Source organism: Nonomuraea cavernae (assembly GCF_014646355.1).
Classification (GTDB): domain Bacteria; phylum Actinomycetota; class Actinomycetes; order Streptosporangiales; family Streptosporangiaceae; genus Nonomuraea; species Nonomuraea cavernae.
This window is the reverse complement of record NZ_BMNH01000001.1, coordinates 437,113-461,904: the sequence shown is the minus strand read 5'-3', so window position 1 is coordinate 461,904 and position 24,792 is coordinate 437,113. Positions and strand designations below refer to the sequence as shown.

General features: G+C 69.7%; 25 protein-coding genes and 2 riboswitches. Of the genes, 18 read left to right on the top strand and 7 right to left on the bottom strand.

Annotation, left to right across the window (positions count from 1 at the left end):
• Nucleotides 1-95 precede the first annotated feature (95 nt).
• The 5 genes from folP to IEY82_RS02125 are packed head-to-tail and all read left to right on the top strand — an operon-like array spanning nt 96 to nt 2,718.
• On the top strand, nt 96-959 hold the full coding sequence (gene folP / locus IEY82_RS02145; protein ID WP_443686079.1) for a dihydropteroate synthase: 864 nt from the start codon (nt 96-98) through the stop codon (nt 957-959).
• Entirely contained in the window at nt 956-1,402 is a 447-nt protein-coding gene (locus tag IEY82_RS02140) for a nuclear transport factor 2 family protein (protein ID WP_189122206.1), read from the top strand. The genes folP and IEY82_RS02140 overlap by 4 nt, the downstream gene beginning before the upstream one ends.
• A complete protein-coding gene (gene folB, locus IEY82_RS02135) occupies nt 1,392-1,757 on the top strand; it encodes a dihydroneopterin aldolase (protein ID WP_189122205.1) in 366 nt (121 codons plus the stop codon). Before IEY82_RS02140 ends, folB begins: the two co-directional genes overlap by 11 nt.
• The gene (gene folK / locus IEY82_RS02130) at nt 1,754-2,266 is read left to right on the top strand and encodes a 2-amino-4-hydroxy-6-hydroxymethyldihydropteridine diphosphokinase (RefSeq protein ID WP_189122204.1); all 513 of its coding nucleotides are present in this window, start codon (nt 1,754-1,756) and stop codon (nt 2,264-2,266) included. The genes folB and folK overlap by 4 nt, the downstream gene beginning before the upstream one ends.
• A 17-nt stretch (nt 2,267-2,283) precedes the next feature.
• The gene (locus IEY82_RS02125; RefSeq protein ID WP_308015907.1) at nt 2,284-2,718 is read left to right on the top strand and encodes a DUF3180 domain-containing protein; all 435 of its coding nucleotides are present in this window, start codon (nt 2,284-2,286) and stop codon (nt 2,716-2,718) included.
• Here IEY82_RS02125 and IEY82_RS02120 read toward each other — a convergent pair.
• From IEY82_RS02120 to IEY82_RS02110, 3 genes are all read right to left on the bottom strand, one after another.
• Entirely contained in the window at nt 2,703-3,020 is a 318-nt protein-coding gene (locus IEY82_RS02120; protein ID WP_189122202.1) for a type II toxin-antitoxin system PemK/MazF family toxin, read from the bottom strand. The genes IEY82_RS02125 and IEY82_RS02120 overlap by 16 nt on opposite strands.
• A gap of 103 nt (nt 3,021-3,123) precedes the next feature.
• On the bottom strand, nt 3,124-4,203 hold the full coding sequence (locus IEY82_RS02115) for an acyltransferase family protein (protein ID WP_189122201.1): 1,080 nt from the start codon (nt 4,201-4,203) through the stop codon (nt 3,124-3,126).
• A complete protein-coding gene (locus tag IEY82_RS02110; protein WP_189122200.1) occupies nt 4,200-5,345 on the bottom strand; it encodes an NADH-quinone oxidoreductase subunit D in 1,146 nt (381 codons plus the stop codon). Before IEY82_RS02110 ends, IEY82_RS02115 begins: the two co-directional genes overlap by 4 nt.
• Before the next feature lie 123 nt (nt 5,346-5,468).
• Between IEY82_RS02110 and IEY82_RS02105 the strand changes: the two genes are divergently transcribed.
• Nucleotides 5,469-6,113, top strand: coding sequence for a DoxX family protein (locus tag IEY82_RS02105; RefSeq protein WP_225262018.1), 645 nt, complete (start codon nt 5,469-5,471; stop codon nt 6,111-6,113).
• A gap of 5 nt (nt 6,114-6,118) precedes the next feature.
• Here IEY82_RS02105 and IEY82_RS02100 read toward each other — a convergent pair whose 3' ends face one another.
• The gene (locus IEY82_RS02100; RefSeq protein ID WP_189122198.1) at nt 6,119-7,468 is read right to left on the bottom strand and encodes an aminotransferase class V-fold PLP-dependent enzyme; all 1,350 of its coding nucleotides are present in this window, start codon (nt 7,466-7,468) and stop codon (nt 6,119-6,121) included.
• 43 nt (nt 7,469-7,511) lie between these two features.
• Nucleotides 7,512-7,627, bottom strand: a riboswitch (SAM riboswitch).
• A 117-nt stretch (nt 7,628-7,744) separates the two neighbouring features.
• Here IEY82_RS02100 and IEY82_RS02095 point away from each other — a divergent pair.
• Both IEY82_RS02095 and IEY82_RS02090 read left to right on the top strand, forming a co-directional pair.
• On the top strand, nt 7,745-8,485 hold the full coding sequence (locus IEY82_RS02095; RefSeq protein ID WP_189122197.1) for a TerC family protein: 741 nt from the start codon (nt 7,745-7,747) through the stop codon (nt 8,483-8,485).
• Nucleotides 8,485-9,672 carry a cytochrome P450 gene (locus tag IEY82_RS02090; RefSeq protein WP_189122196.1) on the top strand — a complete coding sequence of 396 codons (1,188 nt, stop codon included), beginning with the start codon at nt 8,485-8,487 and terminating at the stop codon, nt 9,670-9,672. Before IEY82_RS02095 ends, IEY82_RS02090 begins: the two co-directional genes overlap by 1 nt.
• 79 nt (nt 9,673-9,751) lie before the next feature.
• On the opposite strand, the gene IEY82_RS02085 is transcribed toward IEY82_RS02090, so the two are convergent.
• Nucleotides 9,752-10,714 (bottom strand): SAM-dependent methyltransferase, encoded by a 963-nt coding sequence (locus tag IEY82_RS02085; protein WP_189122195.1) that lies wholly within the window; start codon nt 10,712-10,714, stop codon nt 9,752-9,754.
• A 404-nt stretch (nt 10,715-11,118) separates the two neighbouring features.
• Here IEY82_RS02085 and IEY82_RS02080 point away from each other — a divergent pair, with 404 nt between their 5' ends.
• From IEY82_RS02080 to lysX, 5 genes are all read left to right on the top strand, one after another.
• Entirely contained in the window at nt 11,119-12,009 is an 891-nt protein-coding gene (locus IEY82_RS02080) for a Rossmann-like and DUF2520 domain-containing protein (protein ID WP_189122194.1), read from the top strand.
• 48 nt (nt 12,010-12,057) lie between these two features.
• Nucleotides 12,058-12,891, top strand: a complete 834-nt coding sequence (gene panC, locus IEY82_RS02075; protein ID WP_189122193.1) for a pantoate--beta-alanine ligase — start codon at nt 12,058-12,060, stop codon at nt 12,889-12,891.
• 71 nt (nt 12,892-12,962) lie between these two features.
• A complete protein-coding gene (locus IEY82_RS02070; protein WP_189122192.1) occupies nt 12,963-15,476 on the top strand; it encodes an L-aspartate oxidase in 2,514 nt (837 codons plus the stop codon).
• Nucleotides 15,477-15,479: 3 nt separating this feature from the next.
• Nucleotides 15,480-16,262 carry a type III pantothenate kinase gene (locus IEY82_RS02065; RefSeq protein ID WP_189122191.1) on the top strand — a complete coding sequence of 261 codons (783 nt, stop codon included), beginning with the start codon at nt 15,480-15,482 and terminating at the stop codon, nt 16,260-16,262.
• A 135-nt stretch (nt 16,263-16,397) separates the two neighbouring features.
• Complete coding sequence (lysX, locus tag IEY82_RS02060) at nt 16,398-17,879, top strand: bifunctional lysylphosphatidylglycerol synthetase/lysine--tRNA ligase LysX (RefSeq protein ID WP_225262016.1); 1,482 nt, start codon at nt 16,398-16,400, stop codon at nt 17,877-17,879.
• Between the two features lie 22 nt (nt 17,880-17,901).
• Here lysX and IEY82_RS02055 read toward each other — a convergent pair whose 3' ends face one another.
• Nucleotides 17,902-18,984, bottom strand: coding sequence for a cytochrome P450 (locus IEY82_RS02055; protein WP_229697519.1), 1,083 nt, complete (start codon nt 18,982-18,984; stop codon nt 17,902-17,904).
• 283 nt (nt 18,985-19,267) lie between these two features.
• Between IEY82_RS02055 and IEY82_RS02050 the strand changes: the two genes are divergently transcribed.
• Nucleotides 19,268-19,480: a LuxR C-terminal-related transcriptional regulator gene (locus tag IEY82_RS02050; RefSeq protein WP_043615366.1), complete on the top strand. Its 213-nt coding sequence runs from the start codon at nt 19,268-19,270 to the stop codon at nt 19,478-19,480.
• A gap of 63 nt (nt 19,481-19,543) precedes the next feature.
• Here the strand turns inward: IEY82_RS02050 and IEY82_RS02045 are convergent, their stop codons facing one another.
• Nucleotides 19,544-20,584: a C40 family peptidase gene (locus IEY82_RS02045; RefSeq protein ID WP_189122189.1), complete on the bottom strand. Its 1,041-nt coding sequence runs from the start codon at nt 20,582-20,584 to the stop codon at nt 19,544-19,546.
• Nucleotides 20,585-20,589: 5 nt separating this feature from the next.
• Nucleotides 20,590-20,738, bottom strand: a riboswitch (cyclic di-AMP (ydaO/yuaA leader).
• Between the two features lie 257 nt (nt 20,739-20,995).
• Here IEY82_RS02045 and IEY82_RS02040 point away from each other — a divergent pair.
• The 4 genes from IEY82_RS02040 (at nt 20,996) to IEY82_RS02025 (ending at nt 24,446) form a co-directional block, all read left to right on the top strand.
• Nucleotides 20,996-21,553, top strand: coding sequence for an amino-acid N-acetyltransferase (locus IEY82_RS02040; RefSeq protein ID WP_189122188.1), 558 nt, complete (start codon nt 20,996-20,998; stop codon nt 21,551-21,553).
• Nucleotides 21,554-21,650: 97 nt separating this feature from the next.
• Entirely contained in the window at nt 21,651-23,003 is a 1,353-nt protein-coding gene (locus IEY82_RS02035) for an RDD family protein (RefSeq protein WP_225262012.1), read from the top strand.
• 108 nt (nt 23,004-23,111) lie between these two features.
• The gene (locus tag IEY82_RS02030) at nt 23,112-23,594 is read left to right on the top strand and encodes an RDD family protein (RefSeq protein WP_189122187.1); all 483 of its coding nucleotides are present in this window, start codon (nt 23,112-23,114) and stop codon (nt 23,592-23,594) included.
• 519 nt (nt 23,595-24,113) lie between these two features.
• The gene (locus tag IEY82_RS02025; RefSeq protein WP_189122186.1) at nt 24,114-24,446 is read left to right on the top strand and encodes a histone-like nucleoid-structuring protein Lsr2; all 333 of its coding nucleotides are present in this window, start codon (nt 24,114-24,116) and stop codon (nt 24,444-24,446) included.
• The last annotated feature ends 346 nt before the right edge of the window (nt 24,447-24,792 follow it).

The window sequence follows — 24,792 nt, the reverse complement described above, 5'->3', positions numbered from 1 at the left end:
GCTCGGCCGGCCACCCGATGGCCGCGTGGGATTCGTTATGCACAATGGGGGACCCATGACATCAACGGGTATGAACAAGAGCCTAGGCTTGGCTCATGACAAGCCTGCCGACTAGCGTGCCGGGGCTGGCCGCCGAGGAGCGGTGTCTCGTCATGGGCGTGGTCAATGTGACGCCTGACTCGTTCTCCGACGGCGGTGAGTGGTTCGACGAGACGGTCGCCATCCAGCACGGGCTCGACCTGGTCGCGCAGGGGGCCGACATCGTCGACGTGGGCGGCGAGTCCACCCGGCCCGGCGCCGCCAGGGTGCCGCTCGACGAGGAGCTGGCCAGGGTGGTGCCCGTGATCAGGGCGCTCAGCGCGGAGGGCGTGGCGGTCAGCGTCGACACGATGCGCGCCGAGGTGGCCAGAGCCGCCGTCGCCGTCGGGGCCAGGCTGGTCAACGACGTGAGCGGCGGCCTGGCGGATCCGGCCATGCCTCGCGTGGTCGCGGCCACCGGCGTCCCCTACGTGGTGATGCACTGGCGCGGCCACAGCCACGACATGGACAGCAGGGCCGTCTACACCGACGTGGTCACCGAGGTGCGCGAGGAGCTGGCCAAGCGGGTCGATCTGGTGCTCGCCGAGGGCGTGTCCGAGGACCAGATCGTGATCGACCCCGGGCTGGGCTTCGCCAAGAACGCGGCCCACAACTGGGCGCTGCTGGCCGGCGCCTCCCAGCTGGCCGAGCTCGGCTACCCGCTGCTGATCGGGGCCTCGCGCAAGAGGTTCCTGGGGCGGCTGCTGGCCGACGCCGACGGCAGCCCTCGCCCGTTCGGTCGCAGCGACGACGCCACCGTGGCCGTGACGGCGCTGGCCGCGCACGCCGGGGCCTGGTGCGTCAGGGTTCACCAGGTAGGTCCCAACGCCGATGCCGTGCGCGTGGCCGCCGCATGGAAGAGAGCCGGAGCCAATACATGAGCGTCGACACCGCTGCCATCGAGACGGTCAACCAGGATTTCTACACCGCCATCGAGGACGCCGACCTCGACAGGATGACCGAGATCTGGGCCGAGGACACCGGCGACGAGCAGGTCAGCTGTGTTCACCCGGGCTGGACCCTGCTGGCCGGGCGGTCCGAGGTGCTGCGCTCGTGGGCGCTCATCATGGCCAACACCACCTACATCCAGTTCGTGCTGACCGACGTCCACACGACTGTGCTGGGCGACGTGGCCGTCCTCACCTGTGTCGAGAACATCCTGACGGCCGGCGAGGAGGGTGAGTCCAGCTTCGCCGCGGGCAAGGTCGTGGCCAGCAACGTCTACATCCGGACCGCTCAGGGCTGGCGGCTGTGGATGCACCACGGCTCGCCCGTGCTCCAGGGCGACGAGGACGAGGAGGAGGAAGGCGAGCTTGAGCGCTGATCGCATCGCGCTGACGGGCCTGCGGGCCCGTGGGCGGCACGGCGTGCTTGCGGCCGAACGTGAGCTGGGGCAGGAGTTCGTCATCGACGCGACACTGTTCCTCGACACCCGGCCCGCCGCACTGACCGACGATCTCAGCAAGACCGTCCACTACGGAGAGCTCGCCCAGGCACTGGTCAAGGTCGTGGAGGGGGAGCCCGTCCAACTGATCGAGACGCTGGCGCAGCGCCTCGCCGACGTGTGCCTGGCCGACGAGCTGGTGCGCTCGGTCGAGGTGAGCGTGCACAAGCCGGCGGCGCCGATTCCGCTACCCTTCGACGACGTCACGGTGACGATCGAGCGGAGCCGCCCATGAAGGCAGTCCTCTCTCTCGGCAGCAATCTCGGCCAGCGGTTCGACACGCTGCAGGGGGCCATCGACACACTCTTCGACGCTCCGGGCCTGGAGTTCGTACGAGCGTCGCCGGTCTACGAGACCGATCCGGTGGGAGGTCCTCCCGGGCAGCGGCCGTTCCTCAACGCGATCGTGATCGCCGAGACCACGCTGGAGCCGCGCACGCTGCTGGAGCGGGCGCAGGGAGTCGAGAACGCGTTCGGCCGCGAACGCCTGGAGCGTTGGGGGCCGCGTACGCTGGACATCGATCTGATCATGGTGGGTGACACGGTCTGCGACGACCCAGAGCTGACCCTGCCGCATCCGCTGGCGCACGAGCGGGCGTTCGTGCTCGCGCCCTGGGCGGACGTCGACCCCGAGGGTGAGCTGCCCGGGCGCGGCCCGATCACGGCACTGCTGGCCGGGCTGGCCGAGCCCGACGAGCAAGGTGTGCGGCGGCGGGCCGACCTCGATCTGCAGAGCCCCGATTGAGGCCCACCCGTCCCGGCGTGCTCGTCGGTCTGGTCCTGGTCGCCGCCCTGATCACCTGGCTGGTGGTCAGGCAGGTCTACGCCGGGCTGCCGGTCCTGCCGTGGACCGCCATCCCCACGGTGCTGCTGCTGGCCGTCGGCGAGGGTTACACCGCGTGGATGACCAAGGCCAGGATCGACCGCAAGCCCAACACCAAGCCGGTCGAGCCGATGGCGGTGGCGCGGCTGGCGGCCCTGGCCAAGGCGTCGGCCTACGTGGGAGCGGTGTGCGCCGGCCTGTTCGCCGGGTTCGCCCTCCACACGGTCCAGCTGCTCACCCGGGACACGCCGCGGCTCGAGTTCTTCATCTCGCTGGGGTCGTTCCTGTCCTGCGTGGCGCTCGTCTGCGCCGCTCTGCTGCTGGAGCACGCCTGCCGCATTCCGAAGGCCCCGGAGGATCAGAGCCCCAAATAACGCGCGACGGCATGCTCGACCTCGGCGAGTTCGTCCCGACCCAGGTAGTAGACCGGCTCGCCGTGAACGAAAGCGGCGTCGACGGTCCGGATCTGATCGACGAGCAGCAGGGTCCGCCGCCCGCCGAACTCCAACTCGGGCCTGAACACAGAGGGTTGCGCGCTGCTGGAGGTCGGCACGATGGTGGCGACGCTCCATGACATGTCCGTCGGGCTCAACACCAGGCCGTGGCGTCGCCCCCGTCGCTCGTGTCCTCGTTTCGCGTCTCCCAGGTCCAACCGATAGACGGCGCCGCGGATCACCAGGCGTCCTCTTCGGTGGACAGGTCCTCCTCGGCCAGCCGCGCGGCGTCGGCATGTGCCTGCTTGAGCCAGACCTAACGCTCGAGTTTTGTCTTGCAGATGTTCAACGGCGGCGGCCGAAGAGGTAGATGACGGGGAGGGTGCAGAGCAGGGGGCCCACGATGGCGATGGGGCGTTCCAGCCACCACTTGAGGTCGGGCGGCACCTTCTCCCCCAGGGTGCCGAAGAGCCACCACGAGACCCCCAGCGCGATCGCCATGCCCGTCGTGTGAAAGAGGAAGAGCGGCAGGGCGAAGCGGTTGATGGTGTGGTTGGCGCGCTGCCAGCCGGGCCGTTCCAGGAGGCGTTCCATCGACGGCCGCAGCACCTCGACCAGGCCGATCTGGAAGATGAGCAGGGCCACGATGACGAACGTGGGCGGGGCCATGTTCGACCACTTGTCGCCGGGCACGCCCACCATCGAGCCCGGGTAGATGCCCGAGTAGACGAGCCCGAACAGCGCGAACAGCCCTGTCCACAGCAGGCCGACGTCATAACGTCTGGGCAGGGCGACGATCCGTTGGTAGAAGAAGCCCGCTTGGTGGGCCAGCCCCCAGACGATGATCATGTTCAGCCAGCCGACCCAGTCGACGCCGTAGCGGAAGCGCACCACGTCGACCACCAGCGCCGCGCCGCCGAACCAGATGAGCGTGAGCACGTCGTAGCGCCGGTGCAGCCAGAGCGCCAACGGCAGCAGCGCGATGAGCACCAGGTAGACGCCGAGGAACCAGAGCGGGCTGAGCACGAGCAGCACCACCCGCCACATCCAGTCGACCCCGAACACCCAGGTCACGACCGCGCCGATGGCGACCCAGACGCCGGATAACGCCAGCGCGGGCACGGCCAGCGCGCGGATGCGCCGCCAGACGAACGCACCGATGCCGACGCCGCGCCCGTGAGCCCGGTTCCAGGACAGCAGGTGGACGTGGCCGCCGACGTAGAAGAACAGCGGCAGCACCTGCAGCAGCCAGGTGAGGATCCACAGGCCGGAGGTGAAGCCGAGCGGGCTGGTCGGCACGGGGCCGCCCGGCTCCCACTGCAGGATCGTGAACGCCCAGTGCCAGACGACCACGACGATCAGGCTCAGCGCGCGGAGCCAGTCGACGTACTGGTCGCGCAGAAGGGGAGGGCCGGCCGCCGTCACTTGTCGATGTCACCCACGACGAAGAACATCGAGCCGAGGATGGCCACCATGTCGGCCACCAGGTGGCCGGGCAGCATCTCGCGCAGCACCTGGATGTTGTTGAAGGAGGCCGAGCGCAGCTTGAGCCGCCACGGCGTCTTGTCGCCCCTGGACACGAGGTAGTAGCCGTTGATGCCGAGAGGATTCTCGGTCCAGGCGTACGTGTGGCCCTCGGGCACCTTGAGCACCTTGGGCAGGCGCTGGTTGATGGGCCCGGGAGGCAGCGAGCGGAGGTGTTCGACGCAGGCGTCGGCCAGGTCGAGAGAGACCTTCAGCTGGTCGAGCAGCACCTCGAAGCGGGCGTGGCAGTCGCCGGCGGTGCGGGTGACGACCTTGACGGGCAGCTCGGGGTAGGCGAGGTAGGGCTGGTCACGGCGCAGGTCGAAGTCGACGCCCGAGGCCCGGGCGATGGGGCCGCTCACGCCGTACTGCATGATCTGCTCGCGGCCGAGCACGCCGACGCCCTTGGTGCGGGCCCGGAAGATCTCGTTGCCCAGGATGAGGTCCTCGATGTCGGGGACGCGGCGGCGGGTCTCGGCGACGGCCTCCGACACCCGGTCGAGCCAGCCGAGCGGGAGATCCTCCTTGAGGCCGCCCACCCGGTTGAACATGTAGTGCATGCGTCCGCCGGAGATCTCCTCCATGACGCCCTGGACGCGTTCGCGCTCGTTGAAGGCGTAGAAGAGGGGGGTGATCGCGCCCAGCTCCAGGGGATAGGAGCCGAGGAACATCAGATGGCTGAGCACGCGGTTGAGCTCGGCCAGCAGAGTGCGGGCCCACACGGCCCGGACCGGCGGCTCCATGCCCAGCATGCGTTCGGCGGCGATGACCACGCCCAGCTCGTTGGCGAAGCCGGACAGCCAGTCGTGCCGGTTGGCCAGCATGATGATCTGGCGGTAGTCGCGGACCTCGAACAGCTTCTCAGCGCCCCGGTGCATGTAGCCGATGATCGGCTCGGCGGTGGCGATGCGCTCGCCGTCGAGCGTGAGCCGCAGCCGCAGGACGCCGTGGGTCGACGGGTGTTGCGGGCCGATGTTGAGGATCATGTCCTCGGTCGCCAGCTCCTTGGCGCCCGCACCGATCCCCACCACGCGTTCCGTCATAGGGCCCATGCTGCCACCGGCCGCGGTGGGGGGCCAGCCGGGCGAATGGTCAAGGAACGGTATGGGAGTGCATCGCAGAGTCGGACATGGGGATGATAAACGGGAATGGAGGGAGAAATCACCATGAAACGATCTCTCTTCGACCTAGCTGCCCTGATCTCGCGGGTGACAATCGGCGTGATCTTCATCGCTCATGGATGGCAGAAGTGGCAGGCCGGTCTCGGCGCCACGGCACAGAACTTCACGCAGACGGGGGTGCCGCTCCCGCAGTTGGCCGCCGGGTTCACCATGGTGGCGGAGATCGTGGGAGGCGCCCTGCTGATCCTCGGCCTGTTCGTCCGGCTGTCGGCCCTGGCGCTGCTGATCGTCAGCGTGGGCGCGCTCGTCTTCGTCCACGGTTCGCAGGGAATCTTCGAATGGGAGCTGGTCGGCTCGCTGGCCGCGATCTGCCTGCTGTTCCTCGCCGTGAGCGGCGGGCGGCTCGGCCTCGACGGCCTGCTCCGCCGGATCCACCGCAGACGTGCCGAACGCGAGCTCGCCGAGAACGGCACGACCAAGCGGACCTCGTCCGCGACGACCAGGCCCGCGCCCACATCGCGTGAGAGCACACCCGGGGGGACCCCATCCGGTGAGACCCCGACGCGTCCGATGAACGTGCCGAGGCAACCGAGGGCGCCCAGATCGGTCAGCGACCTGAGCGACCAGGACATGCGGGACATCGACGCCATCATCGACGAGCCGACGAAGCGGCGGCCGCCCAACCGTTGAGCGGCCTAGCGGCCGGCGAGGTCGCGCAGGGCTCCGATGAGGCGGTCCACGTGCTCCTCGGTGCTGCCGATGCCGATCGACGCGCGCACCGCGGCGGCCGCGCCGTCCTGGCAGCCGCCGCCGGGCTCCTGGCCGCGCCCGCTTCGGCTCTCGCCGGCTCCCGCGTCGCCCGCCTCGTCCGAGCCCCCGCGCTCGGGCCTGCCGAGCAGGTGGCGGACGAACGGGTGCGCACAGAACTTGCCGTCCCGTACGCCGATCCCGTAGTCGTCGGAGAGCGCTTCGGCGACCTCCCGCGCGGAGTGGCCGTCCACGGTGAACGAGGCGATGCCCACGCGCGGGTGGTCGGGCCCCCACAGTGACAGCTCGCGTACGCCCTCGATCGAGGCGAGCCCGGAGCGGAGCCGGGCGATCAGCCGCTCCTCCTCGCGGACCAGCGCGGTCCACCCCGTGGCGGACAGCGCGTCGCAGGCGGCGGCCAGCGCGATGGCGCCCAGCACGTTGGGGGTGCCGGCCTCGTGGCGCGGCTCGGGGTCGTCGTGCCACTCGGGCTCGCCGTCCACCGAACGCACCGCGCCGCCCCCCTTCAGGTACGGCTCGCCCGCCGCCAGCCAGTCGCGCCGCCCGATCAGCGCCCCGGCGCCGAACGGCGCGTAGAGCTTGTGACCGGAGAAGACCACGTAGTCGAGGTCGAGGGCGGTCAGGTTGAGCCGCCGGTGCGGCACCAGCTGGGCCGCGTCGACCAGGATGCGGGCGCCGTGGCGGTGCGCGACGTGGGCCAGGGCGGCGATCGGCCAGAGCTCGCCGGTGACGTTGGAGGCGGCGGTCACCACGAGCAGTTTCGGCCCGTCCGTGGCGGCCAGCGCCTCGTCGGCCGCGCGCACGGCTTCGCCGGGGAAGGCTGGGGGCGCCAGCCGTACCGTGTGGGGCCAGGGCAGGAGCGAGGCGTGGTGCTCGGTGTCGAAGACGACGGTGGTCGTGCCGGCGGGCAGGCAGGAGGCGAGCAGGTTGGTGGCGTCCGTGGTGTTGCGGGCGAAGATCACGGCGTCGTCGGGGCGGGCGCCGACGAAGGCTCGTACGGTGTGGCGGGCCTGCTCGTAGCGGGTGGTGGTGAGCTGGGAGGCGTAGCCCGCGCCGCGGTGCACGCTGGAGTAGGCCGGGAGCGCGGCGGCGACGGCCGCGTTGACCGGCTCCAGACAGGGGGCGCTCGCGGCGTAGTCGAGGTTGGCGTAGCCGACCAGTCGGCCGCCCCTGACCGGGACCTCCAGGTCGGCGCCGAGCACGGCCGGGATCGGGCGGCGGCCGTCCTCGACGGACGCCTCGGCGGGCACGGAGTTGAAGATCGTCAAGGTGGACACGGCGAACCTCCTGAGGGCCGTCGGACCCCTGGAGCAGCCATGGAGCCCGCGCTTGCCCGCCACACCTCGTGACGGACCAGGTCTTCACCCGGGGCACCCCGCCGCGGACGCGAGGGTTGCCGGCCAGCGAGCCGGGGCTTGGCGCTGGCACTCATGACCTACGCCCGCACTATAACCGAACCGCCACATTCGTTGGCAATCCGGTGAACTTCTGAAGCGGCTGGCTCGTTGGTACCCCCGACATCCCGACATCCCCGAGGCCGTGGAGGCAGACAGATGCTGGACTGGGTGGCCGACCCACAGATCTGGATAGGCTTCTTCACTCTGGTGGCCCTGGAGATCGTCCTGGGCATCGACAACATCATTTTCATCTCCATCCTGGCCGGGAAGCTCCCGCCCGAGCAGCGCGACAGAGCGCGCGTGCTGGGCCTCGCGGCGGCTCTGATCAGCCGCCTGCTCCTGCTGCTGGCGCTGTCGTGGGTGGTGCGGCTGACCGAGCCGTTGTTCGAGGTGCTGGGCCACGAGATATCCGGGCGCGACCTGATCCTGTTGCTGGGCGGGTTGTTCCTGCTGGCCAAGAGCGTCACCGAGATCGGGCACAGCATGGAGCCCAAGCACCAGGACGGCCGGACGCGGGCCGCCGCCTCGTTCGCCTCGGTGATCGCGCAGATCATGGTGCTCGACGTGGTGTTCTCGCTCGACTCGGTGATCACCGCCGTGGGCATGGTCGACGAGCTGGGCGTGATGGTGGCGGCGGTCGTCGTGGCGGTGCTGGTGATGCTGTTCGCCTCGGGGCCGATCAGCAGGTTCGTGGACCAGCACCCGAGCATCAAGATGCTGGCGCTGGCGTTCCTCGTGCTGATCGGCGTGGTGCTCATCGCCGAGGGTCTCGACCAGCACATCCCGAAGGGCTACATCTACTTCGCGATGGCGTTCTCGGTCATCGTCGAGCTGCTGAACATCCGGATGCGCGGCAAGCACTCCAAGCAGGAAGAACTTCCTTCTAAGATGAAATAGTGCGCTTTGATCCTTGGAATCCGGATTTTGTGGCCTACCCCTATGACGTCTACGCCGACCTGAGGCGTGCGGCTCCGGTCAGCTTCTTCGAGCCGACCGGACAGTGGCTGATCTCTCGGCACGCCGACGTCAACGCCCTGCTCCGGGACCGCCGGCTGGGCCGCTCCTACCTGCACGTGGCCACCCACGAGGAGTTCGGCCGGCAGGCCGAGCCGGAGTTCCAGGAGCCGTTCTGGCGGGTGGTCAGGGCCGGGATGCTGGACGTCGAGCCGCCGGTGCACACCCGGCTGCGCCGTCTGGTCTCCAAGGCGTTCACCCCGCGCATGGTCGAGTCGCTGCGCCCCCGCGTGCGGGCCATCGCCGGCGGGCTGATCGACACGTTCGTGGAGAAGGGCGGCGGCGACCTGATCGCCGAAGTAGCGGAGCCGCTGCCCGTGACGGTCATCGCCGAGATGCTGGGCATCCCGGAGGCCGACCGCCACCTGCTGCGCCCCTGGTCGGCCGACATCTGCGGAATGTACGAGCTCAACCCCTCGCCGGAGGCCCAGCACACGGCGGTCCGGGCGGCCGACGAGTTCGCCGGCTACCTCAAGGACCTGGCCCGCGAGCGCGCCGCCCGTCCGGGAGACGACCTGATCAGCGCGCTGGCCGCGATCGACGAGCTCACCGAGGACGAGCTGATCGGCACCTGTGTGCTGCTGCTCAACGCGGGTCACGAGGCCACCGTGAACGTGACGGGCAACGGCTGGTGGTCGCTGTTCAGAAACCCCGCCGAGCTCGTACGGCTGCGCGAGGACCGCGGCCTGCTGCCCACGGCGATCGAGGAGCTGATGCGGTGGGACACCCCGCTGCAGATGTTCGAGCGGTGGGTGCTGGAGGACATCGAGGTCGGCGGGGTGGAGATCCCGCGCGGGGTCGAGGTGGCGCTGCTGTTCGGCTCGGCCAACCGCGATCCCGAGGTCTTCGACGACCCCGACCGGCTCGACGTGGGCCGGGCGGACAACCCGCACATCTCCTTCGGCGCGGGCATCCACTTCTGCCTCGGCGCGCCGCTGGCCCGTATCGAGCTGCTGGAGTCGTTCGGGGCGCTGCTGGACCGGGCGCCCAAGCTGGAGCTGGTGCGCGAGCCGGTCTGGAAGCCGGGCTACGTCATCCGCGGCCTGGAGTCCCTGGACCTCGCCGTCTGAACGGGTCCACGGCCTCGGCGTCTGAACAGGACTGCGGCCCTCGCCGTCCAACGGGTGCGGTTTCTTCGGACCGCGCCGTCTAACGGGTCTGGCTGAGCCAGCCGAAGCCGCCGAGACCCCGTGGGTCGATCAGCTCGGCCTCCTCGGAGGCCCGGGCCAGCGCCCGGAGGTAGCCGCGCGGATCGTGCTTGGCCAGGTCGAGTGGCGGTCGCGCGCCGGTGACCCCGAGCGAGCGCAGCTCGTCGCGCTGTGTGGACAAGGCTGTGGATATCGCGCCGGCCCGCTCACCGGCCTCGGCGCACGCGTCGAGGGCGACGTGGGCGGTGATGTCGCAGGTGCCGTCAGGGATGGGCGTCACGACGGAGCCGTCGCGGTATCCGGTGAGCGTGCCATGGGTCGGACGGTTATCCACAGGGTGTGCATAATCGACGGCGACCGCCCGGCCGTGTGCGAGCCGCCGCATCACCGCCGCCCAGGCCGCGTCGCGGGGGTGGCCGATCTCGGCGCGGGACCCCACACAGGACAGCGGCCACCACCGGTCGATCCACTCGCGGTCGGCGGCCCCGACCGGCTCGCCCAGCCGCTCGGCGCCGGTGCGGAGGTCGACCATGACCAGCCGCGGCCCGTCGGGGGTCTGCTCGGCCACGTCGAGCGGGATGTTGTCGAGCCACTCGTTCGCGATCGCCAGGCCGATGATCCCGGACGGGATGGCGGCGGTCCAGCTGATCGAGTCGTCCAGCCCGGCGGGCCGGGGGGAGAGGTCGACGGCCGTGATGCGCAGCCTGTCGCGCAGGGCGGGCTCGGCGGCGTCGAGAACGTGGCCGACCAGGAGGCCCTCGCCGGCGCCGAGATCGACGAGATCGAGGACGGGCGGCGTCTTCAGCTCGGCGTCGACCTCGGTCAGCAGCGCCAGGACCGCCTCGGCGAACACCGACGAGGCGGCGACCGAGGTGCGGAAGTGGCCCGATGGCCGTTCGCGGAGGTAGAAGCCGCCCTCGCCGTAGAGCGCGTGCTGTGTCGCGGCGCGCCAGGTGAGCCACATTCCTGGACTATCTCATGACCGGTCGTTGGAGACGTGAAGTTAACGAGCGAACACTCTTGGTCACGCCGTTGCGCTACCGTGTACGCGTTCGTGAGAGCTCGGGCGGCCCTGTCCAGCCTGCCCGAGCTCCCATTCCCGGCCGGTCAGTCGGCGGCTGGCCGGCCCAGGTGCGCACCTCCAAGGGGGTCGCACGACGCGGGCGTCGGGTCCGGTTCGGGGACTCGGCGCCCGCTCCTCCGCGATGCCCCCTCTCCTCATCTCTTCCGACAGGGGTGCACCGTTTTGTCTGCCCTTGTGTGATATGTCACTAACTCAACATGCGGCAAAACCCCAGTCACGTACGCAACTCCCCACAGTGGTTACGCTGGTCGGCAGTGCCATCGGGTCGACAGGGGTGGGACGTCATGGACGCAGGTGATCGCCCGGCACGGCTGGCCGTCGGCGTGCTGGGGGCAGGAAAGGTGGGCTCCGCGCTGGGCGCGGCGCTCGCGCAGGCGGGGCACCGGATCGTCGCCGCGAGCGGGGTGTCCGACGCCTCGCATCGTTGGGCCACCGACCGGCTGGGCGTCACACCGACGCGCCCCGAGGAGGTCGTCACCGCCGCGGAGCTGATCCTGCTGACCGTGCCCGACGACGCGCTGCCCGATCTCGTCAACGGGCTGGCCACGACCGGTGCCGATCTCAAGGGCAAGCTCCTGGTGCACACCAGCGGGGCCTACGGGCTGTCGGTGCTCGATCCGGCCGCCAGGGCCGGCGCCCTGCCGCTGGCCCTGCATCCCGTGATGACGTTCACCGGCAGGGACGACGACCTCAACCGCATCACCGGCTGCTCGTTCGGGGTGACCGCGCCCGATCCGCTCCGGCCGATCGCCGAGGCGCTGGTCATCGAGATGGGCGGCGAGCCGGTCTGGATCGCCGACTCCGACCGGGCGCTCTACCACGCGGCGCTGGCCGGGGCCGCCAACCACATGGTCACCCTGATCGCGGAGTCCTCCGAGCTGCTGCAGCGCATCGGCGTGGACCATCCGGGCCGGATGCTCGGCCCGCTGCTCGGCGCCGCGCTCGACAACGTGCTCAGGCTCGGCATCGCCGCGCTCAGCGGTCCCGTCGTGCGCGGCGACGCGGGCACCGTACGCAAGCACGTCGACGCCCTCATCCTGGCGGCTCCCGAGGCGGCCGACGCCTACATCGCGCTGGCCAGGCTCACCGCCGACCGCGCGCTCGCGGCGGGGCTGCTCAAGCCGGAGGAGGCCGAACGCCTGCTCGACGCGCTGGGTGGCAACATATGGACCTGACCGTGACCCGCATGGCACGGATCCGACCGCCGCCTCCGGAGGCACCACATGGCCCTGATCGTCGCCCGCAACCGCGCCGACCTGCGTAAAGCACGCGGTGACGGACCTGTCGCCCTGGTCCCCACCATGGGGGCGCTGCACGAGGGGCACCGCTCGCTGATCCGCGACGCCCGGGCCCGGGCCGCCCAGGTGGTGGTCAGCATCTTCGTCAACCCGCTGCAGTTCGGCCCGCACGAGGACTTCTCGCGATACCCGCGCACCTTCGAGGCCGACCTGGCCGTCTGCGAGGCCGAAGGAGCCGACGTGGTCTTCGCCCCGTCGGCCGAGGACATGTACGCTCCCGACCGCCAGGTCAGCCTTCACTCCGGCGAAATGGGGCGGATCGTCGAGGGCGCCGCCAGGCCGGGCCACTTCGACGGCATGCTCACGGTCGTGCTCAAGCTGTTCAACCTGGTCCAGCCCGACCTCGCGGTCTTCGGCCAGAAGGACGCCCAGCAGCTCGCGATGATCCGGCGGATGGTCGCCGACCTCGACCTGGACATCGAGATCGTCGGCGCACCCACGGTCCGCGAGCCCGACGGCCTGGCCCTGTCGAGTCGCAACCGCTACCTGTCGGCGGCCGACCGCCAGGTCGCGCTCGTGCTCTCCCGGGCCCTGCGCGCCGGGGCGGCACAGGCCGCGGCGCCGAAGATCCTGGGGGCCGCGCGGGCGGTGCTCGACGCGGCTGCGCCGGCGCTCGACCTCGACTACCTGGTGCTCGTCGATCCGTCCACCTTCGCCGAGGTGGGGGAGTCCTACTCCGGCGCCGCGGTGCTCGCGGTCGCCGCCAGGGTCGGCGCCACCCGGCTGATCGACAACGTCGTCGTGTCCGTCGGCGGATGACCCCGGGCATGCCCCATGAGTCGGCAGGCGTTATCGTCATAGTGACGAAATCGCCTCGATGAGGAGACTCCATGAGCGCACCGGCGATTCCCCTGCGGCTGACGGCCCCGGCACCGGGCTGGATCGTCGAGGCGGACGTGGTCGTCGTGGGTTCCGGCATCGCCGGGCTGACGGTGGCCCTGCGTCATGCCGAGCTCGACCCCACGGCCAAGATCCTGGTCGTCACCAAGGACGTGCTCTCGTCCGGCTCGACCAGGTGGGCGCAGGGGGGCATCGCCGCGGTGCTCGCGCCCGACGACTCGACCGACGAGCACCTGAACGACACCCTGGTCGCCGGGGTCGGCCTGTGCGACGTGGGGGCCGTGCGCACGCTGGTGACCGAGGGCCCAGGCGCGCTGCGGCGGCTGATGGACCGCGGCGCGCTGTTCGACCGGACCGCCGGCGGAGAGCTCCAGCTCACCAGGGAGGGCGGCCACCGCCGCGACCGCATCGTGCACGCGGGCGGCGACGCCACGGGCGCCGAGGTGCAGCGCGCGCTGGTCGAGGCGGTGCGGGCCACCACCGCGATCGAGGTGATCGAGCACGCGCTCGTCCTCGACCTGCTCAAGGACGCCCGAGGCCGGGCCCGTGGCGTGACGCTGCACGTCATGGGCGAGGGCGCGCGTGACGGCGTCGGCGCGGTGCACGCCAGGGCGGTGGTGCTCGCCACCGGCGGCATGGGGCAGGTCTACGCGGCCACGACCAACCCCGTCGTCTCCACGGGCGACGGCGTGGCGCTCGCGCTGCGGGCCGGCGCCGAGCTGCGCGACCTCGAGTTCGTCCAGTTCCATCCCACGGTGCTCTGGCTCGGCGAGGGCTCGACCGGCCAGCAGCCGCTGATCTCCGAGGCGGTCAGGGGCGAGGGCGCGTTCCTGGTCGACCACGAGGGCAACGCGTTCATGCGCGACGCGCACGAGCTGGCCGACCTGGCCCCGCGTGACGTCGTGGCCAAGGCGATCATGCGGACGATGCGGGCGACCGGGCGGGACCACGTCCACCTCGACGGCCGCCACTTCGGCGAGCACAGGTGGCGGACCAGATTCCCCACCATCTACGCGATCTGCCGCGACAACGGCATCGACCCGGTGACCGAGCCGATCCCCGTCGCCCCGGCGGCCCACTACGCCAGCGGCGGCATCCGTACGGACCTGAGGGGCCGTACGTCCATCGAGGGCCTCTACGCGTGCGGCGAGGTCGCCTGCACCGGCGTGCACGGCGCCAACCGGCTCGCGTCCAACTCCCTGCTCGAAGGGCTCGTCTTCGCCGAGCGCATCGCCGAGGACATCCACGCCGTACGGCCCGCGCCCGGCGAGCCGGTGGCCGGCCGGACGACCTCCGGCCTGGTCGACCCACGGGCGCGGACCCGGATCCAGGCCCACATGAGCACGGGAGCGGGCGTGCTGCGCGGCCGCGAGTCGCTCACGGCCACTGCCAGGGCGCTGCGCGACGCCCGCTGGACCCCCGTCCACGTGCCCCCGTGCACCGAGTCCTGGGAGGCGACCAACCTGCTCACGGTCGCCACCGTCCTCACCGGGGCGGCCCTGGCGCGGCTGGAGACGCGCGGCTCGCACTGGCGCGAGGACTTCCCCGATCGCGACGACAATGACTGGCTGGGGCACCTGGACGTGACCCTGACGGAGGAGGGCCTGACGATGACCTACACGCCGCACGGCGACGCCACGCCGCCGCGCCTGGCCCAGGAGCTCACCGCGTCGGGGCTGGATCCGGCCGAGGTCGGCGCGGTCGTCGACCGGGCGCTCGCCGAGGACCTCACCGAGGCCGGTGACGTCACGAGTGAGGCGACCATTCCGGCCGGGCAGCGCTCCACGGGCGACGTGGTGGCCCGCAGGGACGGCGTCGTCGCGGGCCTGGGCGTGGCCGAGGTGGTGTTCCTCCGGTTCGGGGTCCGCGCCGAGCGCAGGGCCAAGGACGGTGAGCGGGTCCGGGCGGGTGACGTGCTGATGACGGTCGAGGGGCCGACGCGCGGCCTGCTGACGGCCGAGCGCACCGCCCTCAACCTGCTCACCCATCTGTCCGGCATCGCCACCCTGACCGGCAGGTGGGTGGAGGCGGTCAGCGGCACCGGCGCGCGGGTGCGCGACAGCCGCAAGACGCTGCCGGGCCTGCGGGCGCTGGAGAAGTACGCGGTGCGCTGCGGAGGCGGCGTCAACCACCGGATGTCCCTGTCGGACGCGGCCCTGATCAAGGACAACCACGTGGTGGCGGCGGGCGGCGTGGCCGAGGCGTTCCGCGCGGTGCGCGAGCGCTTTCCGGAGCTGCCGATCGAGGTGGAGGTCGACCGGATCGACCAGCTCGAGCCGGTGCTCGACGAGGGGGCCGAGTTGATCCTGCTGGACAACTTCACGATCGAGCAGACCGCGCTGGCCGTACAAATTGTGAAAAACCGGGCGAAACTGGAGGCGAGCGGTGGGCTGACCTTGGAATCGGCCCGGGCTGTGGCTGAAACTGGCGTTGACTACCTTGCGGTGGGAGCGCTTACGCACTCGGCGTCGGCCCTGGACATCGCACTTGATCTACGGGGGTAACCGATGCTGCTCACGATCGACGTCGGCAACACGCACACGGTGCTCGGCCTGTTCGAGGGCGAGGAGGTCATCGAGCACTGGCGGCTGGCCACCGATGCCCGCCGCACCGCCGACGAGCTCGCGGTCGTGCTTCAGGGGTTGCTCGCCCAGTCACCGTTGCTCAAGGGAGCCGACGTCAGCGGCATCGCGATCTGCTCGACGGTGCCCAGCGTGCTCAACGAGATGCGCGAGATGTGCCGCCGCTACTACGGCGACGTGACCGCGGTGATCGTGGAGCCCGGTGTGCGCACAGGTGTGCCGGTCCGGATGGACAACCCCAAGGAGGTCGGCAGCGACCGCATCGTCAACGCGCTGGCCGCCATCGACCAGTACGGCGGCCCCTGCATCATCGTTGACTTCGGCACCGCGACCTCGTTCGACGCGGTGTCGGCCAAGGGCGAGTACATAGGGGCGGTCACCGCGCCCGGCATCGAGATCTCGGTCGACGCGCTGGCCGCGGCGGGCGCCCAGTTGCACAAGGTCGAGCTGGTCAGGCCCCGTTCGGTGATCGCCAAGAACACCGTCGAAGCACTCCAGGCCGGCATCATCTACGGTTTCGCGGGCCAGGTCGACGGCATCGTCGAGCGGATGGCGGCCGAGCTGGCCGAGGACCCCGACGAGGTGACCGTGGTGGCCACCGGCGGCCACGCGGCGCTCGTGGTGGGCGAGTCGCGCTCGATCGACGTGCACGAGCCGTGGTTGACGCTGATCGGCCTGCGGCTCGTCTACCACCGCAACGCCGCCTGAGACCGAACAAGCGGCCCCCGCTCGGGAAGGGGCCGCTTGAGCTCGTGGAACATGGGTAACGGAGAGTTCTTGCGGCGTTCCTGCAGCGACCCGACGAGTCCTTGCAGTTCGCCATATCCCCTACGCTTTGATGCTGTGAGCGACGAACTTCCCGAGCAGATGCGCATCCGGAGGGAGAAGCTCGACCGCCTTCGCAGCGAGGGCGTCGACCCTTACCCGGTGAACTACCCGCGTACGGCCACCAATGCCGAGGTCAGGGCCCGATACCAGGGGCTGGAGGCCGACACGGCGACCGGTGACGAGGTGGCGGTCGCGGGCCGCGTCATGCTCAACCGCGTGGGCGGCAAGCTGTGCTTCGCCACGCTCCGCGACGGCAGCGGCGATCTGCAGGTCATGATCTCGCTCGATAAGGTGGGCGAGGAGTCGCTGGCCGCCTGGAAGCGCGACGTCGACCTCGGCGACCACGTGGGCGTGACGGGCGAGGTCATCACCTCCCGGCGCGGCGAGCTGTCCATCCTGGCCGACGCCTGGCAGATCACCGCCAAGTGCCTGCGCCCGCTGCCGGAGAAGCACGTCGGCCTCACCGACCCCGAGGCGCGGGTGCGCCAGCGCTACGTCGACCTCATCGTCAACGACGAGGCCCGCGAGATGGCCCGCGTCCGCAGCGCCACCGTGCGCGCGGTGCGCGACTTCTGGCACGAGGAGGGCTACCTCGAGGTCGAGACCCCGATGCTGCAGCCGATCCACGGCGGCGCCGCGGCACGGCCGTTCAGGACCCACATCAACGCCTACGACATGGAGCTCTACCTCCGCATCGCGATCGAGCTCTACCTGAAGCGGCTCGTGGTCGGCGGCATCGAGAAGGTCTTCGAGATCAACCGCACCTTCCGCAACGAAGGCGCCGACTCCACGCACAACCCCGAGTTCACCATGCTCGAGGCCTACGGCACCTACCTCGACTACAACGACATGGCCGACCTGACCCAGCGGATGTACCAGAAGGCCGTGGTGGCGGCGCTGGGCACCAGCGTGGTCGTGCACGAGGGCGTCGAGGTCGACCTGGGCATCTCCGAGTGGCCGCGGGTCACCCTCTACGGCTCGGTGTCCGAGGCGGTGGGCGAGGAGATCACCACCGAGACCCCGCTGGAGCGGGTCCGCGCGCTGGCCGACAAGCACGACGTCCACTGGGACGCCAAGTGGGGCCAGGGCAAGCTCGTCCAGGAGCTGTTCGAGGGGCTCGTCGAGCACACGATCATCCAGCCCACGTTCGTCATGGACTACCCGCTGGAGACCTCCCCGCTGACCCGCCAGCACCGCGACAACCCGCTGCTGACCGAGAAGTGGGACCTCATCGGCTTCGGCAGCGAGCTCGGCACCGCCTACTCCGAGCTCATCGACCCGATCGAGCAGCGCCGCCGCCTGGTCGAGCAGTCGCTGCTGGCGGCGGGCGGCGACCCCGAGGCCATGCAGCTCGACGAGGACTTCCTGCAGGCCCTCGAATACGGCATGCCGCCCACCGGCGGCATGGGCGCGGGCATCGACCGGATGATCATGGCCTTCACCGGCCGCAACATCCGCGAGACCATCCTGTTCCCCCTGGTCAAGCCCACGCGCTGAGCGTCAAGCCCAGCGTTGAGCGTCAGGCCCGCACGCTGAGCGCCCGCACCGGCAGGCTCGCGAGGCCGCGCAACACCAGGTTCGCCTTGTACGGCGGGTCAGGGTCGACGAGCTCCAGCTTGGGCGCCGCCCGGGCCAGGGCCCGCAGCGCGATCTCGCCCTCCAGCCGGGCCAGCGTCGCGCCGAGGCAGAAGTGGATGCCGAGCCCGAAGGCCAGGTGCCTGCCCGGGCCGCGCGTGGGGTCGAACCGGTCGGGGGCCGCGTACTCCGCCGGGTCCCGGTTGGCGGCGCCGATCAGCGCGAGTACGGGGGTGCCCGCCGGTGTCGGCGTGCCGCCCAGCTCCGTGTCCCGCAGCGCGGACCTGAGCGTCAGCTGAACCGGCGGGTCGTACCTCAGCACCTCCTCGACGACCTCCCGGGGGTGTTCGGCGGCCAGGGGCAGCGCGCCGTGCCGCAGCAGGGCGAGCACGCCGTTGGCGATGAGGTTGACGGTCGTCTCGTGACCGGCGACGAGGAGCAGAACACAGGTGGCGAGCAGCTCGGCCTCGGTCAGCTCCTCGACCCGGGCGAGCGCGCTGAGCAGGTCGTCGCCCGGCCGGCTGCGCCTCTCCTTGATGAGCCCCCGGAAGTAGTCGCCGAACTCCAGCCGGGCGCGCTCGCTCTCCGACATCAGCTCGGTGGACAGCAGCGGGTCCAGGCCGCGGGCCAGCGCCTCGCTCCAGGCCTGGAAGCGTTCGTGATCCTCGGCGGGCACACCGAGCATCTCGGTGATCACCATGACCGGCAGCGGGTAGGCGAACCCGGAGACCAGGTCGCCCTCCTCGGGCAGCGCGGTGATCAGCTCGGCGGTGATCGCCTCGATCCGCGGCCGCAGCCGTTCGATCATTCGCGGGGTGAAGGCCCTGCTGACCAGGCCGCGAAGGCGCGTGTGGTCGGGCGGGTCCATGCGCAGGAACGACGGCACGCGCTGCTCCGGATCGGCCGTCCTGAGCGGATTGGAGTCGTGGCCGAAGGCCGGGTGGCGCAGCAGGGTCGAGCAGTGCTCGTACGTGGTCGCCACCAGGAGCCCGCCCCGGGTGCGGAGCAGCGCGCCCTGCTGCCGCATTTCCCGATAGTGCGAGTAGGGATCGCGTAGAAACTCCGGATCGAACGGATCAAAACCCAGGAGGTCGGTCGCGCTCGCCGACGAGCTGTAAGGGTCACTGTGGCCGCTCATCGCGCTCCGAAGTGTAGCGACATATCACGAGTACTTCATATATAACGGATCATGTCAATGTATAGGTCAAGTGCAGGGATTATCGCGCTTGACGACCTTTCAGATATGCGTTTACCGTCTGCGGGACGAGCAGGTGGTTCGGGGAGAATCGCTGTTGGGGGGAGGGCTCCCGATGGATGTGCTCACCGAGGGTGTTGAGCTGAGCCATGCCGACTTAGCGTTGCTGGCGGAGCTTGCCAAGGGAGTCACGGTCGATCGGGTCGGCAGACGGCTGGATATCAGCGGCCGTACGGTCCGCCGCAGGCTGCGAGGGATCTGCGACCGCATCGGGGTGGCCACGGCGATCGAGGCAGTGGCCTGGGCGGCGCGCCGCCAGCTGATCTAGCGGAGAACCGGCGCCCGGCCGCCGGAGCCTCGCCGTGAGATCGGGCGCCCTGGGCGAAGGCGCTCAGTCGGCGATGCGTACGGCGCCGGCGAACGGCCGCCGGGCGATCGACGCGATGCGCACGACGTCGCCGGTGCGGGGCGCGTGGACCATCATGCCGCCGCCGAGATAGATGCCGACATGGTGCAGGTCGCTGTAGAAGAACACCAGGTCGCCCGGCCGCATCTCCTCTTTGGAGACATGCCGGCCGGCGGTCCACTGGCTGCCCGTGTAGTGCGGCAGCGAGATGCCGACTCGCTGGTAGGCGGCCATGACCAGGCCGGAGCAGTCGTAGCCGCTCGGCCCCTCGGCGCCCCAGACGTAGGGCTTGAGTTGCTGCGTCAGCGCCCACCTGGCGGCCTCGGCGGCCTTGCCGCTGCCCGCGATCGGCAGGTTGACCCGCACGGCGCGGGTGCCGGGACGGCCGGCCTCGCCGAGCGCGCGGTTGAACAGGTTGCTCTCGACCTTGGCGACCAGCGTCACGATCTTGTCGCGTTTGGCGCCGAGGTCATCGACGAGCTTCCGCACCTCGTCGATGCGCGAAGCCGCACTGTCCCTGGCCTGCTCGGCCGTCGCCCTGGCCCGGTTGACCTGGTTGACCTGCTCGCCCTGCTGCTGCTCCAGGGCGTAGGTGGTGGCGGCGCGGTCGAGGAACCGCTCGGGGTCGTCGGAGCTGATCAGGGCCATGGCCCGGCCGAGGCCGCCGGTCATGTACTCGTTCTGGGCCAGCAGGCTGGCCTTGGCGCGCTTGGTGGCCAGGTCGGTCTCGCTGGCGGCCAGTGTCTTCTTCGCGGCCGCGGCCGACTTCTGGGCGGTCTTGAGCTTCTCGCGCTGGCCGTTGTACTCCTCGGTCAGCGTCGCGATCCGCGTGTGCATCTCCTCGACCTGCTTGGACAGCTCGCTGAGGGATGGCGTGGGATCGGCGGCGACCGGAGCCGCGGGGAGGGCGAAGACGAGCGCGGCGATGGCGGCGCCGAGGACGGCGAACCGGCGGGGCCCGGAATGTTCCGGGGGGCGGGCGTGCTCGCCCGCGATCTTCCTCCCGCGATCGCGCGTGCGCTTCACCGACCAGCTCCTCTCATCGACGCCTACCGGGTTAGCTGACGGGTTCGGGCCGGAGCAGCCCTACCGAGCGTCGCGCTCGGATTCACCCCAGTGGTGGTTGGCGGCCACCGGCGGGTCCCCGGCTCCCCCGTGGGGGATTGGGCGCGTCTCCACGCGGCGATCGCATGGGTGACATCGTCGCTGGACATTAGTGCACCTTGGGTTCTTGCTCAACCAGAACTGCCAACTCGGTTGAGATTGCGCCACCGATGGGTCACAAGGTGATGTCGGGCCCAGGCGACCCTGACTGATTTTATGCCGTGTTTGCCCCTGCTTGAGCTGGCCTTGTCCTTCTGGGAGTGACATGTCGGGAGAAGGGCAAGAGGAGAGATTTACGGGCGAGCCCTAATGCGATCTGTACTCTGGAGAGCCATGGAACAGGCCACCGAAGTGACGGTCCAGGACACCGGCATTCTCGTGCGCCGTGCCCGCACCGCCGATGTCAGGACCATCGGACGCCTGGTCGCCACCTACGCGGGCGCCGGGCCCCGCCTGCTGCGGAAGGCCACGGTCACGCTGTACGAGGACGTCCAGGAGTTCTGGGTGGCCGAGCGGTCAGGAGAGGTCGTCGGCTGCGGGGCGCTGCACGTGCTCTGGGAGGACCTCGCCGAGATCCGCACGGTGGCCGTGGACCCCGAACACCGCGGGCTCGGGATCGGTCACCGCATCGTCTCCGCGCTGCTGGGCACGGCCCGGGAGCTCGGCCTGCAGCGGGTCTTCTGTCTCACATTCGAAGTCGACTTCTTCGGCAGGCACGGATTCCATCCCATCCAGGGCACGCCTGTCTCCCCTGAGGTCTATGCCGAACTCCTGGCCTCGTACGACGAGGGTGTGGCGGAGTTCCTTGATCTCGAACATGTCAAGCCGAACACCTTGGGCAACACCCGCATGCTGCTCCACTTGACATCAGGTGACTCGGGTCTTGACTAAGGCGAAAGGTGATTGTTGATACCTATGTCGATACGTTGGGCGACACAGGCATGTGTCCTGACACGTGCCACATGCGCACTCGAAGCGAGGTGACACGGTGAGCACAGGACAGCCACCGTATCCTCAGGACGAATCCGGCGAGAATCCTGGATCTCCTGAATACGGACAGCAGTACCAGGGTCGTCCCCATGGCGAGCCCGACCCCGATGTGACGGTCGTCGGCTACCGTGCCGACGACTACGGCCAGCAGCAGGGCCAGCCCCAGTACGGCCAGCAGGGCCAGTCCCAGCCGGGCTATGGTCAGCAGCCCCAGTACGGCCAGCAGCCCGACTACGGTCAGCAGGGCTATGGCCAGCAGGGGCAGCCCGGCTACGGCCAGCAGCCCCAGTACGGCCAGCAGGGTTACGGGCAGCAGAGCCAGTCCCAGCCCGGTTACGGTCAGCAAGGTCAGTCCCAGCCTGGTTACGGTCAGCAGGGCCAGTCCCAGCCCGGCTATGGTCAGCAGCCCCAGTACGGCCAGCAGCCGCAGTACGGCCAGCAGCCCGAATACGGTCAGCAGGGCTATGGCCAGCAGCAGGGGCAGCCCGAATACGGCCAGCCTGGTTACGCCCAGCAGCCGGAGTACGGCCAGCAGCAGCCTTCGGGCCAGCAGGGCTACGGTCAGCAGGGGCAGTCGCAGCCCGGCTACGGCCAGCAGCCGCCCTCGGGCCAGCAGTACGGCCAGCAGCCCGGTTATGGTCAGCAGCCGCCCTCCCAGCCGGAGTACGGTCAGCAGCAGTACGGCGGGCAGCCCGGCTACGCGCAGCCCCAGCAGGGCTACGGCCAGCCCGGTTACGGCCAGCAGCAGTACGGCCAGCCGCAGCAGGCCTACGGTCAGCCCGGTTACGGCCAGCAGGGCTACGGTCAGCCCGGTTACGGCCAGCCGGTGGGCGTGCAGCCGCCGGGCGCGCCGGCGCCGCTCGCGGAGTGGTGGCAGCGGTTGGTGGCGAGGCTGATCGACGGCGTCATCTTCGGCGTGACCTCGACCGTGTTGTCGCTGATCATGGGAGGCCTCTTCCTCGCCAGCTACAACTGGACCACCGGCCAGACGACGGGCCTGATGGGGCCCTTCGTGTTCGGCCTCATGATGGCCATCGTCATGACCGCCCTGTACGTCGCCTACGAGTTCTTCCTGACGAAGGCCAAGGGGCAGACGGTCGGCAAGATGGTCATGGGCATCAAGATCGCTCAGGTGGGCGGCCCGGTGCCGCTGGAGGGCATCCCCAATGAGGTGGCCCTCAAGCGGGCCGGCGTGACGTGGGGCGGCTACCTCCTCACCTTCATCCCGTTCGGGACTCTGCTCGCCGCGGTCGCCGTGGGTCTGAACGGCGCGTCCCAGCTGTGGGACAAGCCACTGCAGCAGACCTTCGCCGACAAGGTGGCCGGCACCGTGGTGGTGAAGATCAAGTAGTCGTCGTCCACGTCAACAGAGGCCGGCCTCTGGCCGGCCTCTGTTTTGCGTGCACCTCCCGTACCAATATGGGAGTCGACCGGATCGCCGATGGGGCGAGGTGGGGTTATGGCGGGGACGTCGGCGGGCGCGAAGCCCGCGGAATGGTGGGAACGACTCGTAGCCCGACTCATTGAAGGCCTCGTCTTCGGGGTCTTCTATTACATTCTGTTCATTACGTTGTGGGGCGCCTTCCGGACTGTCGGGGTCTTGGACGCCCTCGACGGCCGTCTGCCGGGGGTGTTCGCCTGGTTACTGGCAGGTCTGGGATATACGGTCTATGACTGGGTCGCGCATTGCACGCGCGGTCGCACGTTCGGCAAGGCGATCATGAAGATTCACGTGACGCCGGACGACCTTCCTCGCAGGGCCCTGCTGAAACGCGCCCTGGTCTATCCCGGGCCGGTCATGCTGATGGGCATTCCGGTGGTCAATGTGCTCGCCGGAATCTTCGTGTTCGCTGTGGGGTTGCTGATCCTGGTGGACAAACCGCTCGAACGCGGTCCGCACGACAGGCTGGGACGAACCCGGGTGGCCAAAGATCTTGGTTGACCCGGCCGGGGCCCTCGGCTGAAGCCTTTCCGCAAAGTTTTCCCTTGATCCGGTAAGGAGCCTGGAGAGACTGCCATTAGGCTATGGGCGTCCCTGATGTCGGACGTTGGTGCCCCTGACACGCCGAGTGCGTCTCTGTGCCGCTATGGTCGGGTGCGGGGGTTGTCCATCCCACGCGGTGTGCGAGCCGCTCCTGCTCCCGCTCGCCGCGTCGGCGATCCGAAAAGACGCCCCTGAAACCCCGTCCGCTGTGGAAGCGAGGACGAATGGAAGCCGTAACCGACGTATTGTCAGCGCTCATCCCCCCGGTGGTCGTCGCCGGCGCCTTCATCTTTGGCGTTGTGAAGTTGGTCCGCGCGGACGGCCCCCGGCGAGGCCCAAACCCCGAGGATCAGGTCGAGAACCACAACTGATCGGCGAGTCAGCCGAATCCCCGTAGCGTTGAATTGTCTCCGCGCCTTTTCGGGTATATGTTTGGCCTCAGCGAATGAAACAATGCTCCGCGAAAGGATTGCGTAGATGGCCAAGCAGATCCAGGAGATTCTCATCGATGACCTCGATGGGGGCGAGGCCAATGAGACGGTCAGCTTCGCTATTGACGGCTCCTCCTATGAGATTGACCTCAGCGACGTAAACGCCAAGAAGCTGAGGGACGCGCTCACACCTTTCGTGCAGCACGCTCGCCGGGCTGGTGCCGTGGCCGCGCGGCGACGGGGGCGTGGTGGGCAGCGTGCGATGAGCCGCGAGAAGAGCTCGGAGATCCGGCAGTGGGCAAAGGCTCACGGCCTGCCGGTGAGCGAGCGAGGCCGCATCGCCTCCACCGTCGTGGAGAAGTACGAAGCCGCTCACTGAGCGACCTCGCCTCCGACCATGCGCTTATGCCGTTCGCCTAGGACCCCGGCGAACGCCATAAGCGCATGATCATTTTACCGTCCTTCTCAAATGCTGGACGGTTCGGTTTGTCGATCTTCCCACTGCTTCGTATGGGGACATTTGGGCCTGTGTCGCTCCCGTTACTGAATGCCACGAACGTAAAGCCTTTTGTGACGACCCCCACGAATGCGGGTTTCTCCGCCCTGGCGCGTTCCACGGTGCGTTCGGACGCCCGGATCCGGCGTGCGCGCCGAATGCCGGCGCCGACCCCGTCTCCGGCGGGAGTTCGGAGGCTCGGAGCGCCTTCGGTAACCGGGCTGACCAG